This window comes from Chitinophaga sp. CC14 (assembly GCF_048957795.1).
Lineage (GTDB): Bacteria > Bacteroidota > Bacteroidia > Chitinophagales > Chitinophagaceae > Chitinophaga > Chitinophaga ginsengisegetis.
Genome location: NZ_JARBFY010000008.1, coordinates 1 through 15,020, shown reverse-complemented (window position 1 = coordinate 15,020; position 15,020 = coordinate 1). Strand labels below are relative to the sequence as shown.

32 protein-coding genes are annotated in these 15,020 nt (G+C 42.7%); 1 reads left to right on the top strand and 31 read right to left on the bottom strand.

Translation table 11 applies throughout. From position 1 onward, the window contains the following. The 15 genes from PV783_RS34145 to PV783_RS34075 all read right to left on the bottom strand — a co-directional run bounded on the left by PV783_RS34145 (position 1) and on the right by PV783_RS34075 (position 7,830). The gene (locus tag PV783_RS34145) at positions 1 to 618 is read right to left on the bottom strand and encodes a hypothetical protein (protein WP_420991191.1); all 618 of its coding nucleotides are present in this window, start codon (positions 616 to 618) and stop codon (positions 1 to 3) included. Positions 619 to 680: 62 nt separating this feature from the next. Continuing rightward, positions 681 to 956 (bottom strand): hypothetical protein, encoded by a 276-nt coding sequence (locus PV783_RS34140; RefSeq protein ID WP_420991190.1) that lies wholly within the window; start codon positions 954 to 956, stop codon positions 681 to 683. Between the two features lie 65 nt (positions 957 to 1,021). Further along, positions 1,022 to 1,654 (bottom strand): hypothetical protein, encoded by a 633-nt coding sequence (locus PV783_RS34135; RefSeq protein WP_420991189.1) that lies wholly within the window; start codon positions 1,652 to 1,654, stop codon positions 1,022 to 1,024. 121 nt (positions 1,655 to 1,775) lie between these two features. Beyond that, positions 1,776 to 2,438 (bottom strand): hypothetical protein, encoded by a 663-nt coding sequence (locus tag PV783_RS34130; protein ID WP_420991188.1) that lies wholly within the window; start codon positions 2,436 to 2,438, stop codon positions 1,776 to 1,778. 32 nt (positions 2,439 to 2,470) lie between these two features. Beyond that, a complete protein-coding gene (locus PV783_RS34125; RefSeq protein WP_420991187.1) occupies positions 2,471 to 3,391 on the bottom strand; it encodes an ATP-grasp domain-containing protein in 921 nt (306 codons plus the stop codon). Between the two features lie 32 nt (positions 3,392 to 3,423). After that, positions 3,424 to 3,651: a hypothetical protein gene (locus PV783_RS34120; RefSeq protein ID WP_420991186.1), complete on the bottom strand. Its 228-nt coding sequence runs from the start codon at positions 3,649 to 3,651 to the stop codon at positions 3,424 to 3,426. A gap of 32 nt (positions 3,652 to 3,683) precedes the next feature. Then, a complete protein-coding gene (locus tag PV783_RS34115) occupies positions 3,684 to 3,986 on the bottom strand; it encodes a hypothetical protein (protein ID WP_420991185.1) in 303 nt (100 codons plus the stop codon). 14 nt (positions 3,987 to 4,000) lie between these two features. Continuing rightward, positions 4,001 to 4,855, bottom strand: coding sequence for a phosphoadenosine phosphosulfate reductase family protein (locus PV783_RS34110; RefSeq protein ID WP_420991184.1), 855 nt, complete (start codon positions 4,853 to 4,855; stop codon positions 4,001 to 4,003). A 20-nt stretch (positions 4,856 to 4,875) separates the two neighbouring features. After that, positions 4,876 to 5,202 carry a hypothetical protein gene (locus PV783_RS34105; RefSeq protein WP_420991183.1) on the bottom strand — a complete coding sequence of 109 codons (327 nt, stop codon included), beginning with the start codon at positions 5,200 to 5,202 and terminating at the stop codon, positions 4,876 to 4,878. Between the two features lie 45 nt (positions 5,203 to 5,247). Next, positions 5,248 to 5,529, bottom strand: coding sequence for a hypothetical protein (locus PV783_RS34100; protein WP_420991182.1), 282 nt, complete (start codon positions 5,527 to 5,529; stop codon positions 5,248 to 5,250). 3 nt (positions 5,530 to 5,532) lie between these two features. Continuing rightward, positions 5,533 to 5,928: a hypothetical protein gene (locus tag PV783_RS34095; protein WP_420991181.1), complete on the bottom strand. Its 396-nt coding sequence runs from the start codon at positions 5,926 to 5,928 to the stop codon at positions 5,533 to 5,535. Between the two features lie 119 nt (positions 5,929 to 6,047). After that, complete coding sequence (locus PV783_RS34090; RefSeq protein WP_420991180.1) at positions 6,048 to 6,305, bottom strand: hypothetical protein; 258 nt, start codon at positions 6,303 to 6,305, stop codon at positions 6,048 to 6,050. A 12-nt stretch (positions 6,306 to 6,317) separates the two neighbouring features. Continuing rightward, complete coding sequence (locus PV783_RS34085; RefSeq protein ID WP_420991179.1) at positions 6,318 to 6,938, bottom strand: hypothetical protein; 621 nt, start codon at positions 6,936 to 6,938, stop codon at positions 6,318 to 6,320. Between the two features lie 34 nt (positions 6,939 to 6,972). Then, positions 6,973 to 7,380 (bottom strand): hypothetical protein, encoded by a 408-nt coding sequence (locus PV783_RS34080; RefSeq protein WP_420991178.1) that lies wholly within the window; start codon positions 7,378 to 7,380, stop codon positions 6,973 to 6,975. 75 nt (positions 7,381 to 7,455) lie between these two features. After that, entirely contained in the window at positions 7,456 to 7,830 is a 375-nt protein-coding gene (locus tag PV783_RS34075) for a GNAT family N-acetyltransferase (RefSeq protein ID WP_420991177.1), read from the bottom strand. Between the two features lie 142 nt (positions 7,831 to 7,972). Here PV783_RS34075 and PV783_RS34070 point away from each other — a divergent pair, with 142 nt between their 5' ends. Continuing rightward, a complete protein-coding gene (locus tag PV783_RS34070) occupies positions 7,973 to 8,179 on the top strand; it encodes a hypothetical protein (protein ID WP_420991176.1) in 207 nt (68 codons plus the stop codon). Between the two features lie 74 nt (positions 8,180 to 8,253). On the opposite strand, the gene PV783_RS34065 is transcribed toward PV783_RS34070, so the two are convergent. The 16 genes from PV783_RS34065 to PV783_RS33990 all read right to left on the bottom strand — a co-directional run bounded on the left by PV783_RS34065 (position 8,254) and on the right by PV783_RS33990 (position 14,881). Beyond that, positions 8,254 to 8,400, bottom strand: coding sequence for a hypothetical protein (locus PV783_RS34065; RefSeq protein WP_420991175.1), 147 nt, complete (start codon positions 8,398 to 8,400; stop codon positions 8,254 to 8,256). 4 nt (positions 8,401 to 8,404) lie between these two features. After that, entirely contained in the window at positions 8,405 to 9,202 is a 798-nt protein-coding gene (locus PV783_RS34060; RefSeq protein ID WP_420991174.1) for a hypothetical protein, read from the bottom strand. Next, positions 9,189 to 9,548: a hypothetical protein gene (locus PV783_RS34055; protein ID WP_420991173.1), complete on the bottom strand. Its 360-nt coding sequence runs from the start codon at positions 9,546 to 9,548 to the stop codon at positions 9,189 to 9,191. The genes PV783_RS34060 and PV783_RS34055 overlap by 14 nt, the downstream gene beginning before the upstream one ends. Before the next feature lie 30 nt (positions 9,549 to 9,578). Then, the gene (locus tag PV783_RS34050; protein ID WP_420991172.1) at positions 9,579 to 9,785 is read right to left on the bottom strand and encodes a hypothetical protein; all 207 of its coding nucleotides are present in this window, start codon (positions 9,783 to 9,785) and stop codon (positions 9,579 to 9,581) included. Between the two features lie 8 nt (positions 9,786 to 9,793). Further along, positions 9,794 to 10,027 carry a hypothetical protein gene (locus PV783_RS34045; RefSeq protein ID WP_420991171.1) on the bottom strand — a complete coding sequence of 78 codons (234 nt, stop codon included), beginning with the start codon at positions 10,025 to 10,027 and terminating at the stop codon, positions 9,794 to 9,796. Positions 10,028 to 10,050: 23 nt separating this feature from the next. Continuing rightward, positions 10,051 to 10,455 carry a hypothetical protein gene (locus PV783_RS34040; protein ID WP_420991170.1) on the bottom strand — a complete coding sequence of 135 codons (405 nt, stop codon included), beginning with the start codon at positions 10,453 to 10,455 and terminating at the stop codon, positions 10,051 to 10,053. After that, positions 10,442 to 10,651 carry a hypothetical protein gene (locus PV783_RS34035; protein ID WP_420991169.1) on the bottom strand — a complete coding sequence of 70 codons (210 nt, stop codon included), beginning with the start codon at positions 10,649 to 10,651 and terminating at the stop codon, positions 10,442 to 10,444. Before PV783_RS34035 ends, PV783_RS34040 begins: the two co-directional genes overlap by 14 nt. A 5-nt stretch (positions 10,652 to 10,656) precedes the next feature. Further along, a complete protein-coding gene (locus PV783_RS34030) occupies positions 10,657 to 10,902 on the bottom strand; it encodes a hypothetical protein (RefSeq protein ID WP_420991168.1) in 246 nt (81 codons plus the stop codon). Between the two features lie 35 nt (positions 10,903 to 10,937). After that, the gene (locus PV783_RS34025) at positions 10,938 to 11,447 is read right to left on the bottom strand and encodes a hypothetical protein (RefSeq protein ID WP_420991167.1); all 510 of its coding nucleotides are present in this window, start codon (positions 11,445 to 11,447) and stop codon (positions 10,938 to 10,940) included. A gap of 12 nt (positions 11,448 to 11,459) precedes the next feature. Next, on the bottom strand, positions 11,460 to 11,837 hold the full coding sequence (locus PV783_RS34020) for a hypothetical protein (protein ID WP_420991166.1): 378 nt from the start codon (positions 11,835 to 11,837) through the stop codon (positions 11,460 to 11,462). A gap of 5 nt (positions 11,838 to 11,842) precedes the next feature. Continuing rightward, positions 11,843 to 12,451 (bottom strand): hypothetical protein, encoded by a 609-nt coding sequence (locus tag PV783_RS34015; protein WP_420991165.1) that lies wholly within the window; start codon positions 12,449 to 12,451, stop codon positions 11,843 to 11,845. A gap of 76 nt (positions 12,452 to 12,527) precedes the next feature. After that, complete coding sequence (locus PV783_RS34010; protein WP_420991164.1) at positions 12,528 to 12,866, bottom strand: hypothetical protein; 339 nt, start codon at positions 12,864 to 12,866, stop codon at positions 12,528 to 12,530. Between the two features lie 33 nt (positions 12,867 to 12,899). Next, positions 12,900 to 13,406: a hypothetical protein gene (locus PV783_RS34005; RefSeq protein ID WP_420991163.1), complete on the bottom strand. Its 507-nt coding sequence runs from the start codon at positions 13,404 to 13,406 to the stop codon at positions 12,900 to 12,902. 1 nt (position 13,407) lies between these two features. Further along, on the bottom strand, positions 13,408 to 13,962 hold the full coding sequence (locus PV783_RS34000; protein WP_420991162.1) for a hypothetical protein: 555 nt from the start codon (positions 13,960 to 13,962) through the stop codon (positions 13,408 to 13,410). Beyond that, positions 13,959 to 14,687, bottom strand: coding sequence for a DNA N-6-adenine-methyltransferase (locus tag PV783_RS33995; RefSeq protein ID WP_420991161.1), 729 nt, complete (start codon positions 14,685 to 14,687; stop codon positions 13,959 to 13,961). Before PV783_RS33995 ends, PV783_RS34000 begins: the two co-directional genes overlap by 4 nt. 68 nt (positions 14,688 to 14,755) lie before the next feature. After that, positions 14,756 to 14,881: a hypothetical protein gene (locus PV783_RS33990; RefSeq protein WP_420991160.1), complete on the bottom strand. Its 126-nt coding sequence runs from the start codon at positions 14,879 to 14,881 to the stop codon at positions 14,756 to 14,758. Positions 14,882 to 15,020: the final 139 nt, after the last annotated feature.

The window sequence follows — 15,020 nt, the reverse complement described above, 5'->3', positions numbered from 1 at the left end:
TTATTTTAAATATATAATATACTCGTTCAGTTGGTGCATTCCCTCTGCGACAGTGGTTACATCAGCGATCATATCCTGCTTGGTAGTATATTCCAGCTCCGTTTTATCTATGCCCTCTGTAAAAAAGGTAAGGGGGATCAAAGCGCCTTGCTGTGGATTGCTATACCCATGATACCAGGCTTTGCCAGTGGTATGGATTAGCTCTGTCCGTGCATTCAATAGACCATCTGTAGCTGTTACCAGGGCTGGTGACTGCACCTGCTCTACATAGGGACCGCTGTAGTCCAACATATTTGTGGTAGGGAATAACCAGTTTAATGGATATGAACGCTCGTTGCCTGCATTTACCCTTTTATAGATCACATCACGGGTCAAAAGGGTTACCCTCCAGCCTGATTTTAAGATGTAAGGGCAATCCAGATACCGGGCAGATACATATACCGTCTGATCATGTTGCGCAGCATACAGCGGGTGATCAGCCGGAAGTTCTACATACCCCTGCCAGATACCATTCCAGGATCTACAAACGTAACAATGGTAGCCAGCGGTTTTAAACGTATAAAAGTTTCCTTCATCCTGCATCCTGGACAAAAGCTCTTGTCTGGTGATTGAGGGCATGACAAATTATTTGGGTAAGATAAAAACGCCCCGCCGTGGGGTGGCCGGGGGGGGGATTAAAGTTAAAGAGGGATACGTTGATTGGGCGCAGAAAGGAATGCAGTAATGAAGCCCTCCAGTTCTGGTGGAATAGTAAGGGTAATGTCCTTCCCTTCTTTGGCACTCATAGTGAAGATCGTACCGGTACTGTCCTTTCTTATTTTTAGAGTGCTTTCCTGTACGTCACCAGTATCCTGTTGTAAAGAACAGGATACTGACAGTTCACCTTCCAGGTTGTTGTCCATCACCAGTGTTGTTGTGTGCCCAACCTTTTCTGTGATCAAAGTTTTCTTAGTCATAGATTCTGTTGTAAAGAATGAAATTAATATCAGCGTGTATGCTTAATAGTTATACAATAGTTAAGTCATTTTCTAATATAGAGATAAAGCGTATCTTTTAAATTGAGCCAGTCTTTATTGATATGACAGCTCAATAAAGTCCAGTCGTTTTTCAGTATCTCATGAAATTCATCGTCCCCTGTAAGGTGGGTATCATACCCAATGAAAGCCAGTTTATTTCCAGTGTAGTAATGCAGGCAGTCCGTAGCCATAGGATCTAAAGCTGGAGGCCAGCATAGGAACAAAGAATGGTCGTGGTATTTCGTAAGTATGTCAGGTGTGCCATAGTGAACGGGGTGGTATCGTATGTCCCACGGGCGTTTATCAAAGGCTATAACCTCTCTGCCCATTTGACTGAATAGCCAGGCCCAATACCCTGAACCGGCTCCCATTTCAACAATCCTGGTGCCCAGGTGATCAGCCGCCAGTTGAACAATGTCCAGGTTGGGTATAGACCAGCTAAATTTATTCACTGTTTGATTGCGTGCGGTTGTGATGGATAGATAGGTTTCAAATGTGAACGCCTCGATTTCGATTACACCAATTTGAAGAAGCAAGTCCCTTAGCTCATACCAGTAAGGGTTATTTATACCGCCATATGCCATATCGATCAGCTCCGCAGTCAATGATGGTGGGTTATGAAGTGTACCTAAATTCATACGGCTGTTTTACATTACATGACTATAAAAATATTGGCGTGATCTAAAGGTGGTACAGGTTACAGGGATTCAAGTTAAAACATATTTCAGAGAAATAAAAACAGGGGGTAGATAGATGGCGTTAATCCTCATTATCCAGTAACAGTTCCTTAATAGCAGCTAATTGATCACTGAACTCCTCCAGATCATTCGCCATGACGGCCATTAGAGATTCTGCCTTTGTATATTTTATCGGGCCGCCCTGCATATAGGCGAAAAAAATATTCTTTTCTTCCACTGTTAGTTTGTCCAGGTCTACTTCCTCCAGTTTCTTATTAACCTCATTGGTAATCTGTTCGGGTTTAACATACTGTTCTCTCTGCCAATACTGAACTACATCAGAAATCCATAGAAGCCCCTCATTTTTTTCTACCAATCCCACAAGATCATTCGCGGCAAGAAAGTTATCAGATACAAGTTTCATTTCTCTGGTCAACATCACGACATTGGCTGTGTCATCACCATCTTCATCATCTAAATAATAGACAAAATCAGCAGTGATAGCGGCCAACTTAAACCTAGCTTCAATATCAAACACATCATCATCCTTTTGCCGTAAGCTAGGATCATACCCAATAAAATCAGGTAGTTTGAACGGGAGTTGAGCATCATCACTATCATCCGATACCCTTTGTATTAAGCTAGGAAATTCACCTATATCTGGTATTGGGGTCACTTCCCCGGCAGGATAATATAAAGTTGGCTTGTTGTTATCTCTATCTTTAATTGCTTCTTTCCTTATCATACTATTAATTTGAATATAAATGCTGAACTAAATTAGCTTGCGGCTGCACGTATGCGGTAGGCTAAGGCATTATAAAACAGGTCCGGCTGGACGGTTTCAGGGATGCCAGCTACCTGTCCATCCCCTAGTTCAATGATAGTCCATTCACCGGTTTTTGTTTTGGCAATATCCATACTGAAAAAATTACTTGGTATTTCTTTGGCACAGGCGATAAAGTCATCAAAGGGAGGCATATCAGCAGCAGGATATTCCACTGCATCCCAATAGTTATAGAAGGCAAACAGCCGGTTATTCAAAAAGAACAACCGGTATTCTTCCTTTAACGGCATACCACTTACTGAATGCAGCGCCAGATCATTCAGCTCTACGTATTCTCTGATCACCAGACCCTCGTTTAAGTCGTTGCCTTGCAATGAAAGAAAGGTTTCAATTACCGATTTTGCCTGTGCTTTATCGGCAGCCGATGGGATAAAGCAAGCGGTATCCCAATAGTGTTTTTGCGATTTCACATAATCCTTTATCACAAGTGGGGATGTACCAAATGACGTGAGGATAGAAAACACCTGGTTAAAGTCAATGCCTCCATCGGATATGGGAAGCCATGATGATCGTGGGGTACGCCCTTCAATAGAAACATAGCTATCTGGAAGATAGTGGCAGTGTTGATACTGCGCCGGTGTGTTTATCAGCGTGAAGTTTTTTGCCAGCAGTGCATTGTATAACATAGAATACTGTGATGGCTTTAACATCCATCCACGGTAGATCATTGGCTGCATAATATCCGCAGGCTTTACTTTCCTGATGGCGGCGGCGGCATCCCTGTCACCGGTTAATGTTTCAAAACTGAATAGGTGGGTGTTAAATTCTGCTGTTTGGGCAGCAGTATACTCACCCTGAAAGTCAGGGTCAACGGTCTTGCCGTCAAAAGGGTTATCGCAAAAAAGGATGTTCATTTGATAAAAGCTATTTGAATGGAATATACTAATTATTTTACCAACTCACTGCCATCCGCGTTAGTGATGGTGACGTGGGGTTGCTGCTCTTTCGTCCAGCCGCAGCATATCTGTGTTAGTTCTGTCTGTGGCTCATTTGGTAGGTCCGTATCTATGGAGGATACTTTTATCTTGACTACATTAAAAGAGGAAATGTGAACCATGAAATCCCCTATGCGCACCGTCATCTGTGATTCTTCTGGCATATCAATATGTGTCATACAAAAAAATTTAGCTGTAAGATAATAAGTAGTTATAATTTTTCCTGTGCAGTAATCTGGTCTGGTGGGGCCATCAGGTTCAGCATCCGGGAAAGAAGGCCCTCCAGCTCCAGTGCCGTTTCTTTGTCAGTGCAGTCAGCGCAGCAGTGTACAGGATTGTCATTTGTTTTGGAGCTATCTACCCGGTAGTAAACACTCCAGAAAGAAGCATCCTTTTCATCATCAACGACTTCACAAAACCACCGGCCTTGCTCCTGATATTCAGTTACCGGCTGTGATTCAAATGATATGATATTGTGCATGTTGTTTGGCAGGGATAAAAAAGTAATAGCCATAAAATTACTGGAGTTTATGCGGTTAATAGATTACGTAATGACCAGTTATGTTTGAAGCTGGCCTGTCCTTCATCTTCCATAGCGATCATGGTCTGTAATAACGAGGGATTGTGTTGAGCGCCGTTTTGAAGATCGCCCATACATCCAAGTATACAGATCATGCAGCTCACCCTATCGTTTCCCATTGCATATGCCGGATGGAACGGCCACCATTCCGGTATAATACCGGTGGTTTTGTAGCTGGCACGGGCCTGCACCAGAAGCGCACCGGTCATACCATAGGTATTCCATACTTCTTCTGTCGTATAGTTAAAAATGGGAAACCATGTAAGGGTAAGGCGTTTATCGGGACGGTAGTGTTCAATAGCCTGGAGAACATTCATGTTCCGGTAATAGGAACTGGTCTTTTCCCGCCGGATCTCCAGCGGGATTTTGCTGGCACGCTTTGTACTTTCGGCGGCGCGTATACCTTCGGCAGAAATGATAAAGTTGGAGCGGCTGGTAAAGAACTTATTGATGGTAGCGCGCTTCATATCAGAAGTACAATACCGGTTTGTTGCGCTGCTCCAGAAAGGCTTGCCGGTGCCTTTGAGCTGGAGCATTCTTTTTTGCCAAAGTCCTAAGAGGTCAAGCCCATCGGACCGGGTTACGGTATGCAGTGGTATATCATGCCATTCACTTAGGTTCCGGCACATATCCATACTCTGCGGCCATTCTACCCGGCCTAAGTCCGCATGGATTAGGCCGGTGATGGGGAGCTGCCAGTCAACGAGGGACTTGACCATAGCCTGACCATCCTTACCACCGCTTACACTGGCATAGATCTCTGCCCCTTTTGAGAGGGCGAGGGGGATAGCTTCGGTAAACATGGGAATAGGATTGGGTGGCGTTATTCTTTGGCGCTGTCAATGGATTCTATTGCGCTATCCAGATCAGACATGGCATCATCAAAATACGGTTCAATACTTTCCATATTACCGATGGCATCATCCAGACTTGATATTGCAGATTCCATTTTCTGACCATTCTCCCCTTGCTGTACTCCTTCCGGCATGTTGTCAAAGGCTTCCTGTTCTTCATCCCTTACTTCTTCCAGCAGTCCCTTAATCTCTTCCGCTTCTGCGGCGATCTCCCCTTTCTTTTCTTCCAGCTTTGTTTTAAAACTTTCAATGCGGCTTTGAATATCCTTTAAGGATTTACGGCGTTTGTCGTTCATTGTAAATTGATTTTTGTTACAGAAAATATTAAATAAAAATTATCACTATGGTATGATCCGCTCTATCAGTGAGGCGAAGCCTGCCTGTGCAGCACTCTCTATACCGTGGCCGGTATAGTCACAGGTAGACATGCGGTGAATGGGACGTATGATTATTTCGCAGTCCATAAATTCATGCGTGTCACTGGTAGTTTTGATATTGGGGCATGTGCCCAGGAAGATGTTGTGTTCTCCGTTATCCTGAAAGCAGATAAGGGCGCGGGTTCTAATGGCATTCTCCCCATACAGCATTTTTGTATAGGCAGCACTTGTATCTTTGTCAAGCATGGGTTATGATAATTGATTACCGGGTTCTCCAGTATATAATTCATTGAGGTATTTAACGACCTCTGTGTGTAGTACCAGCGTCCCCTGATCAGGGCGTACTATCTTGCCAGTGTTTATTACCTGCTCCAGATGTTTAGCTATCACGTAAGCATCCGCAGTATTATCAAAAAGGTACTTGATCACCTGCTCGTATTGGTATTTATAATCGTAGTGTTCAGCGGAAAGATTGCCAGCCTTCCCCTTTGCAAGTTCTGAAAAGGACATAGTAAACGTGTTCGGGCTTTCGCTTTTCCGCTGGATGTTTGGATTGTCAGGTAGTGCCCTGATCTTTGCCTCAATATCTTTTACAAAGGTATCCATGCGTTGCTGTGCTGCTTCCAATTCTGTTTTAAGTGACATACAAATGTTATTTTAGATGTTAAAGATAAGCATAAGATAAAAACCCCCTGCCCGAAAGAGCAGGGGGTTTTCATATTTATCCCTATACCTATGAAAGCAGGCAATATAACACTTTAATGTTACTCTGACAACATGCCTGCACCATAGTATCCGGCCATCAGGTTAGCATGAATTGCTTCACAGACGGTCCGGTGGTCGGCATCGCTATTGTCCTTTGTCCGTACCTCCCGTATGAAGTTCATGCCGGTAAGCCTGCTGAAATAGCTGATGAAATGCTGGCATTGACCGACTGCGATCTGGTGAGCAAGGAAAAAATTAAAGTCGGTAGAATATTCCGCACCCCGCAGGACATACCAGCGTTGGATGTTCTTATCCATAAGGCAAATAGGTTATGCGTTTACAATGGCCGTCATCTGTAGAAAATCAGCCAGGGCATCTTCCGTTATGTGATGATTAGGGCAGGTAGATAAGTGTAGAATGAATTGAGCGGAGCCATACAGGCGGCGCTGCCAGTAGTAATAAACAGATAAGAATTTTTCTGTGGGTTCTGCCGGGGAAAAACCATAGAGCTTCATAAATTCAAACACTTGCTCCGGGGATATATCCAAATTGTATGCGGTGCCTTCTTCAAGCAATGGCCGGTCATCATCTGCTATGCAGCTATATGCGTTGCTGGTTTCCTTCTGCATGTGTATGAGAAATTCCCCGACAGTTGGCGCATGTTCACCGCTATAGTAGAATACCAGCGGCTTATCCTTATAGGAATAAATAAAGGGTTTCCTGACAGGAGTAGGGTTTCCATAGCTGTAGGTGTCCACAAAAAAATCGAGCCTCCAGTGTCCGGGGTCCGGTGCATCCTGTTCATGATTGTAGAACGGATTATACATTGCTTTTGATACCTCTAAAGCTAGATCCATCCTGTAATTGGCAGGTGTTAGTTCATGATCTGTAATTAGGGTGGTGATTGTTCGCAGCAAGTCCTGCGCAAACAATGTTTGCTGTGGGTTCATGGTGTTAAGTAGTATTTGAAGTGATGAAATACCTTTATAGTAAGGTAAGGTCGTTAAATTGGGCTGGAGATAGATTGCGGATGGTAAGGTATAGGATGTTCTGCTCTTTAAGGACTGTAAAAATATTTGTAACAAGGGGTGGATCACCACCTGGCCTGTCGTATAGATTAACAGCCAGCTTATGTTTCCACTGTTCAGCCAATGCCATACCGCATAACTTCATCAAAAGCCTAAGAGATCCTTCCCGTTCTAAAAAGTCTGTGTGAAACCATATTTGATCCGCTTCTCTGGCTTTAGAAATAATGGTATCCACGTTATCTAAAGCGTTAAATATTTTGTGTTCAAAGAAGGTATCAAAAGAAGTGTGGTAAAGCGATTCAAATTTGACGCGATGAACCGGGTTAACTTCACTAAGGTTTTCTATATCAATGTAAATATTCATAGCGTTACATTTTGAGGAATAGAAAAAGGCGCTGATCTCCAGCGCCTCACGTACTAAGGTTATGAATATCCTCTGTTAACTCAATGACGCTAACCAAATTTTTCCATCATTAGTTTGTTCAGATACAGGGATAATAGCCGGGTCGTTTTGTTGAGATCTCAAATATGAAACAATGCAATTGTATAGCTTGGTAGCGATGCCTTTGCGCCGCCATGTAATATCTACGTATACATTGCTTAAATAGTTTGCGCCGTTGTGAATCGTTACCTGAATGGCAGCAACGGCTGTCCCTCCATCATAGTATAGCCCACGGATTGAGCTGTTCGCGCCTTGTGTGTGGCAGTAAATGCTTATGTTTTCGTCCCGCTCCCATTCTGCATATTGTTCAATGCCAATATTTTTGCAGCGGTTGAACGGTTTCAACAGCTCCAAATGAATGTTACTATTCATAGAGAAAGACGGTTTAAAGTTAAGGAATAATAAATAGAAATGCTATAGTGTAGCCGTAAGTGTAGTGTTTAAGATACGCCGGAAGCTAAAATGGTAATATGTTTCAACGTAAAAACTCCGTGGGTTAAGATCAATTAAATTCATGGCAAACCTGATCAAAGGATTGAGCGGGGATGCCGCTTCTGCATTCACGAAATTCATTTTTACAGGAGCCTACCTTTTGACCGGAGCCACAACCGCAAAGATCAACTCCCCAATGGCTAGTGCAATAGTTGCAGCAGCTCATGGTTGTTTTAAACAATTCTGTGCCGGGGAATTTGGTGTTGAAAGTATCGGCGGGCATACTTAGACACACATCATTTTCATATGTGGCAGAAATTGCACCACACTGGCACTGTTGGGCATGTACAATGTTCATGGTATTTAGTTTGTTATTTTAATTTCAGACACAAGCAAGGAAACGGGTGGCTTTTCACGATCATAACCAAATTTTTCACACAGATCTTTCCATTTGTCAGACCATTCACCAGTAACCCCAATATCTTCCGGGAATATATACACAGCGTTCATATGTTTACTCGTTTTTAGTGTCAGTAAATTCAGGTGCCAGCACAAGATGTTTATACTGGTCTGTATACAATCCTAAATTGGAATAGGTGCCCAGGTCACGAAGAACAATGCCGTATTCGTTAGGGGTTGTATAAAGTTGTAAGTGCTGGAGCTGATTGTTGAATAAAAAGTTAATCTTTCCAGTCAGGTGTTGCTGGTACTCAACAAGCTGGCTAGGTCGAATGTTGTTATGTTTATATTCTACAAGAATATTCTGGTACTCCAGCTCCCATGCCCGAAGTGTATTATATGCCGCTTCACCATCTTTTATTTCAGCATCACACATACGTAATAACCTGCGCAGTCCGTCACAATGGCGTAGCTTAGGGCTGTTGGATATATGGATGCTGCGGCGCATATCATAGAAGGAATACCCACGGTCACGCATCATAGTAATCATGCGGATAATGCCCGTAGCAGCCACGCAGTTTTTATATACACGGTTAATTTCTTCATCACTTAAATCCTGCATGTCCATTTCCGCTGCCTTCCTGATCAGGCTTTCGTAGTTCTCCTGCGTGATCCCGTATTTCTCCCATTGCTCCACTCCAGCGGTGAAGATCCATTTTGTAGGCTGGTATGGTTTGCCGTGAAGATCGGGAACGTCCTTCAACTTAGCTGGAAGAACATGCACAGCGATGCAATTTTTATTATAGAAAGGTTTGTTGTCACCGTACAGATCGGATAGAGTGCTGTTCAGGGTATATTCTTTACCCCTATATTTAATTTGGTCCGGCAGGCTGGCTCTATTAATGGTTTTCATTTTCCGTTTTTTCAAATTGTTCTTTATCAAATTTCCAGCTATCGTATTTGGCCACCATCAGGGTAATGAACTCCTGTTTCTGTTCATCCGTGAAAGTGACATAGGCATTATAGTCATCAAGATCCTCACCTTCAAGATCAGAACTGTAAAATTCTTTTTTATACTGCGCTAATGCGGTATCAAACAAAATTCCAATCCGGCCACGGTTTACAGGTTCCTTTCGTTCATAGTAAAAAGTGTAAATATCATTACGCATTTCAGCCAGATTGCGTGTGTTGTTCGTAAACAGTACCATGTTGTTTACGTTGTGGTGCGTGGCACCACTGTCACTATATACAGTGCCCATATAAATTTGTTTTATAGATTTTATAATGTACTAATGTTGCTTTTGATTTTGCCATTTCAGCCTATACTGCACTCCCTTTACAACTATTTCTGTTGCGGATCTCTTTGGCTGCACTTCATGTGGAAGGAAGCAACCAATGAGTATACCATCACGGTATATTTCCGTACGTTGAAAGCCCTTGTAAGGGCCTTCTGTTTCTTTAATCGCAACGGCAGTAACAGTAATCAGTTCTGGCATGACAGAAGTTATAAGAGGTCAAAGAAAAACATTTGCAGGTCTTTGTCAAAGACCCCCTCATTATCAAATACAATCCCCTTCACTAACGCTTTACGGTTCACGACAGGCATAGCTTTAAATTGCTCTGCTGCCTGCTTCTTTTGGCCGTTGATGTGTGATATGCACACCATTTCATAATAGTCATTTTCATTAGAAAGGTCATAAGATGCAAGAAGTTTTTGCATTGGAGTTTTTCTAGCCATAAAATTTTATTAAGTATGTGTCGTTATTGTTTCTTTACATAGGCATTCAGCCCATCTTTATTGATCTCGACTACCAGACGCACCACATTATATCCGGGTTTACCGTTGATGATGGTTTCCGCTTCATCAACTGGAGGGTAGTAATCCGGCACGGTTCCTACCTGTGTTAGATACTGCTCACGGAGCGCAAATATTTGTGAATGTGTGAAAGGGTTTTTGCCGATGTGCAAGTAGATGGCTTCTACATTTTGGTTAAAGAACACCCCCCCTTCAATACATTCAAAGCCGGGGTACTCCTTACCTTCAATATAGGTGAGTAGATCGTAAGTCCTTTTGTATTCCGGGACTTCCGGCCAATACTTTTCCAGTGTTACAAATTCATCGTAGAACATCTGCGCTGCATTGTCTGCGACTTTATATAGCTTCATTGGGGATAATCTTTTTTACTGCTTCAAGATTTTTGAATTGCCACCTGTTTTTTACATGCTGGTCAAACATTTCAGCTTTGGCATGGCATGTAGCGCATAGCGAAAAATGTTTGTTCAGTTCTTCACTGTACACTTGGTAGATGTGTTCCCTTACTTCTTTATGTCCGCAGTCGCACGGGTATTGCGTGTATGTCATATACTTTATTTGTTGAGAATTTCTAAATCATAACCTATTCCGCGTAGTTCCAGCTCCAGTGATGTATATTCATCATGCGTTGCAAGCTCACAGTCCGTTGCATATTTTTGATCGCAGCTACTATGCTGGTCAGTATGTGAGTAACAGGTTAACTGCCGGTTAGCAAAAGATTTATTTTGATGGAAAAGTTGGGGAAACACGGCGAGTATGCCGCCTTCCGGTTCTTTGATAAATTTTACTAATGTTGCCATAACATTGATATTGTATGCCGTTTGGCGGTTACTGTTTACTTTGCTTGGTAGGTATCCACTAAATACCAGTCTGGTTTCCCGGCTACAGTTAATAGCCTGGACACGAACACCTGATTTTCAAACGGGGCACCATCTGCTTTGGTATGGGTTGATAAAGTAATCCGCAGATCCTCTGTTGATACCTTTAAATTTCCGTTCCCGTTGTGGCCGATAGTTGGAAGTGCTTTTAAGTCCTCCAATATCTTACGGTGCGTAATGTCCCGCAGGATTGCTATTTCATATTCTTTGTCATAAAGACTATTTATAGCGGCTTGGTTATTATCTAGTTCGTAGTTATTAAAGAGGTGCTTAACCTTGCTGGCTTTGGTGTTCGGGCCACGGTTCAGCTTTGCCAGATCAGTAAAAACGATAGCAGCGATGTATTCACCATTGCTTTGGTGTGTACAGATCGCCTCCGTTTCACTATAGATGTTATAAAGATATTTAAACATTATATTACCGACTTTGGGTAGGGCTGTTCTATCCAGTATTAAGTTCATGGGCATAACAGATACCGTTTAATTGTTGTTGTATATATTTTCGCAAAGCTCCATAAATTCTTCCGTGTAATTCCCATTGTCATCAAACACTGGATATTCATCATAGCCGTGAACACAAAAGAGGGGATAATTTTCTTTTGAATTGTATGTAGTTTTTAAAAATAGCGGTTGTGAATTGATTGTAAAAGTGATGTTAGTAACGGTTAACGAGCCATCCGATACTAAACCTATTTCAAAAGCCGCTCCCGTATCCTCGAATTGCATACCATTAAGGGCGTGGCCGTCATGAATAAGCAGGGCAAGTTTACCGATGCACTTTAAAAGTTTTGATTCATTAAACAGATCGCGTGGAATAACGCGCTTGTAGTCGTTGTTTATTGAGTATTCAGCCATCATAGAATTTAATATTCTGTTAAGCAGGTGGTGTAGTCAACATCCTCTAGTACAGACAGCAAGCGGTCAATGTCAATTTGAAAATTCCCATTTTCAAAAGTGGTATCTGTATTGGATTTCTTTACCATTGTTCGGTATAGCATGAAGAAAGTATCATCATCTGATATTTCAAGATCTTTGCCGGTATGCTTTTCAATGCGTCTTAATAGCTCCCGGCTTAACCATGTGTCCCATGCTTCACTTTCCAGCTCTATCTGTATTTTGCTATGGTCATCATCGGAAATGATGGGATAATCAGCAAGGGCGCATAAAGTTTCTATGATCCCCTGATGATCGCAAAAAATGTCAATGATAATACTTTCGCCATCCTGGGGGTACTTTTTGTTTCTCCAGCCGGGAACGTCTTTAAACCGTTCTTCAAATATGCGGAGGTTGGAGCGTTCCGTACTACCCCCGTGGGAATCACTAAAGGAAAGCAGAGGGGGGAAATAAAATATTTGGCCGGGCTGCGCTCGTTCAATATCAAAGCTACTGGCGGGCCAGTCACCGTGACTTTCCACCCGATAAATGCCGGTAAGATCATTACCGCAAAATTCGCGGATGTTGTTATAATCCATATACAGAAAGTGTTAATGCCCGGCACGTTGGGGCCGGGCATGTAATTTATGTAATGATTTGGGAAAATACCTATGCTTATAGGCTTTCATCTTCGGACATTTCTTTAATGAGATCCCTAACATCTTGTGCTGATACAAACCCACCAGCGGTATAATCCTGCAACCTCTTTGCTGTATCTGTTGCTGGATCATACACCACTGATGTTATGGCGTATACAGTTTGTCCCCCTCGGAACATGGCTTTACCGCTACTAAGCTCATATACGATATTGGGTTTGCCCGGTACAAAGTCAACCTCTAACCTTTGAGGGGTCAAAGCATTAACATCCCCTTTGTAGTACAGTCTAAATATTCTTTCCGCTTCCGGGTTTATATTGCTTGGAGTATTTGCGCTAATTTCCATGTGAAACTTCATATTAAAGCTATTTGCTGTGTAAAATTAAGGTTTTCAATCAATTTTGGCAGGTATTGCCCATAAATCCCCGTCCTGATGTAAGGTATGGGGTTTGCCATCAATTTCAATAGTGACGGTATCCAGTACCCGTTCCCATGTTTCCCAATACCGGGTATCATACGGGTTGTCTAATACTTTCCGTTGTGTTGGGGTCAGTTGTAGTGGGTATCGTTCTGCAAAGGTTTTAGGTATGTACGATCCGTACCGGTCCTGTATCAACAATTGAACATTTTCTAAATTGTCCAATTCAGCTACAGGGATTGCCCATAAATCCCCGTCATGATGCAGGGAGTGAATTTTGCCACCCACCGTGATACGCACGGTGTTTAACACATCTTCCCATGTTTCCCAATAATGGCAGTTATCCGGGCTGTTTAAATCTCGTTGCTGATCCGTGCTAAGGTACTGCGGATATGCTTCTGCAAAGATTTTGGGTATGTATATTCCGTGCTTATCCAGTAGCAGTAATTCCGCATTCTCCATGATGTTTTCATTTTCCATGCTATGCTGCTTTTACTGATGAAATAATATAGTCAATGGCAGACCGGGCATCAGCCAGCAGGCTAGATTCTTCCGGGTTGCCAAAGTATCCCCCACAACTGTCAATTACTTCACCCTCATTATTTTCAATCGTGTAGGAGTATACATTGCCGGTAATGTAATCATCAAACGTAGCTACCTCACCTTTCAGCACTTCATAAACCCTTTGCAGGATCTTTTTTGAAATGCGCTTGCAGCTATATTCCTCCCGTACTTTGGCTTTGTCAACATGGATAAACCCTACCTGTCCGCTATCCCACGGGCATGAAAATGGGCTGGTACTGATCGTTATGCCGGAATGATCGTACAGGTATAACGGGAGAAATACGGCTTTCCCGCTTTTGATATAGCTTTTAAGCTCGTCAATATCGGTGATAGCCTCTTTACTGGATAGGTCATATCTACGGTGGAAGCAGGAGAAAGTGCCCAACATATCAAACTCACGTAGCGGGTTTTCGGCATCATCTTCCTGGGAAATTTTAATTGAATATCCTTTGTACTCTACTGTATTGGTCATAAGGCATTCTTTTTTCGGTAAACATATAATTGTTGGCGTATTTTTTCACGCCAATGCTGATTAGCATTTACTTTATCTGGAGCCATTCTTTCTACTGTCTGATAGAGGATTGATAAATCCCCATCGCCGTGGTGGCGTATTGCAATAGAAACAACTTTGAACCATGAAGGGGATACGCCAACAACAATAAATCGGGTGTAGTTCATGGGAACATATTGGCCGGGTATTGAACAGGATTCTAAACATTCTGAATTGTCCATGCCATAAGCAATAAGGCATGAAGGCGCTCCCGCGTTGGCTTTGGCCCTTGTCCCATCTGCATGGTGGAAATGTAGCCTACCTTTCAGGAATAACAGGCCATTACAGCGTTCCCATATTTGGCTAAAGAACATTTCTGTTTCTGTACGTGCAAAAGTTAGTGCAATACCGTTGCCGTGATCAGCTAGTTTATTTAACCAGTGTACCGCCTGATCACCGTACGGAGGATTTAGCCATACTCTACCTTCCCAATGTTGAATTAAGCCGTTTTCTGCTTCTGTGTAGCGTTTTGCTGCCGTACTCCACGGCATTATGGTTGGTGTACACGGGTCCAGATCGAATTGGCCTAATGCGTGGATAATTGATGGAGGGGTAAGCCATGTATCGGACAACATGCGTGCCGACTGATGGCCCCCGATCCCCTTTTTACTACTCATTTTTTCATTTTTTAAAACGTTGATAGACAAGTTTTTAAAATGCTGAAAGTAAAAAGCCCGGCGTATTACACGCCGGGCCGTACTTACCAAACCCCGTATTAAACCCCCATGAAGTAGTTTACCACGTTAACCACGATCAGGGCTACATCTACCAGTAATCCAGCTACAGCCAGCACACAAGGAACGATCATTAAGTTTGCTTTGATTGCGTTTAAAGTTTTCATATAAAGTAGTATTTGAAGTGAATGAATAAACAGAAGAAGCCCGGCGCATTACACGCCGGGCTGTACTTACCAAACCCCGTATTAAACCCCCATGAAGTAGTTTACCACGTTAACCACGATCAGGGCTACATCTACCAGT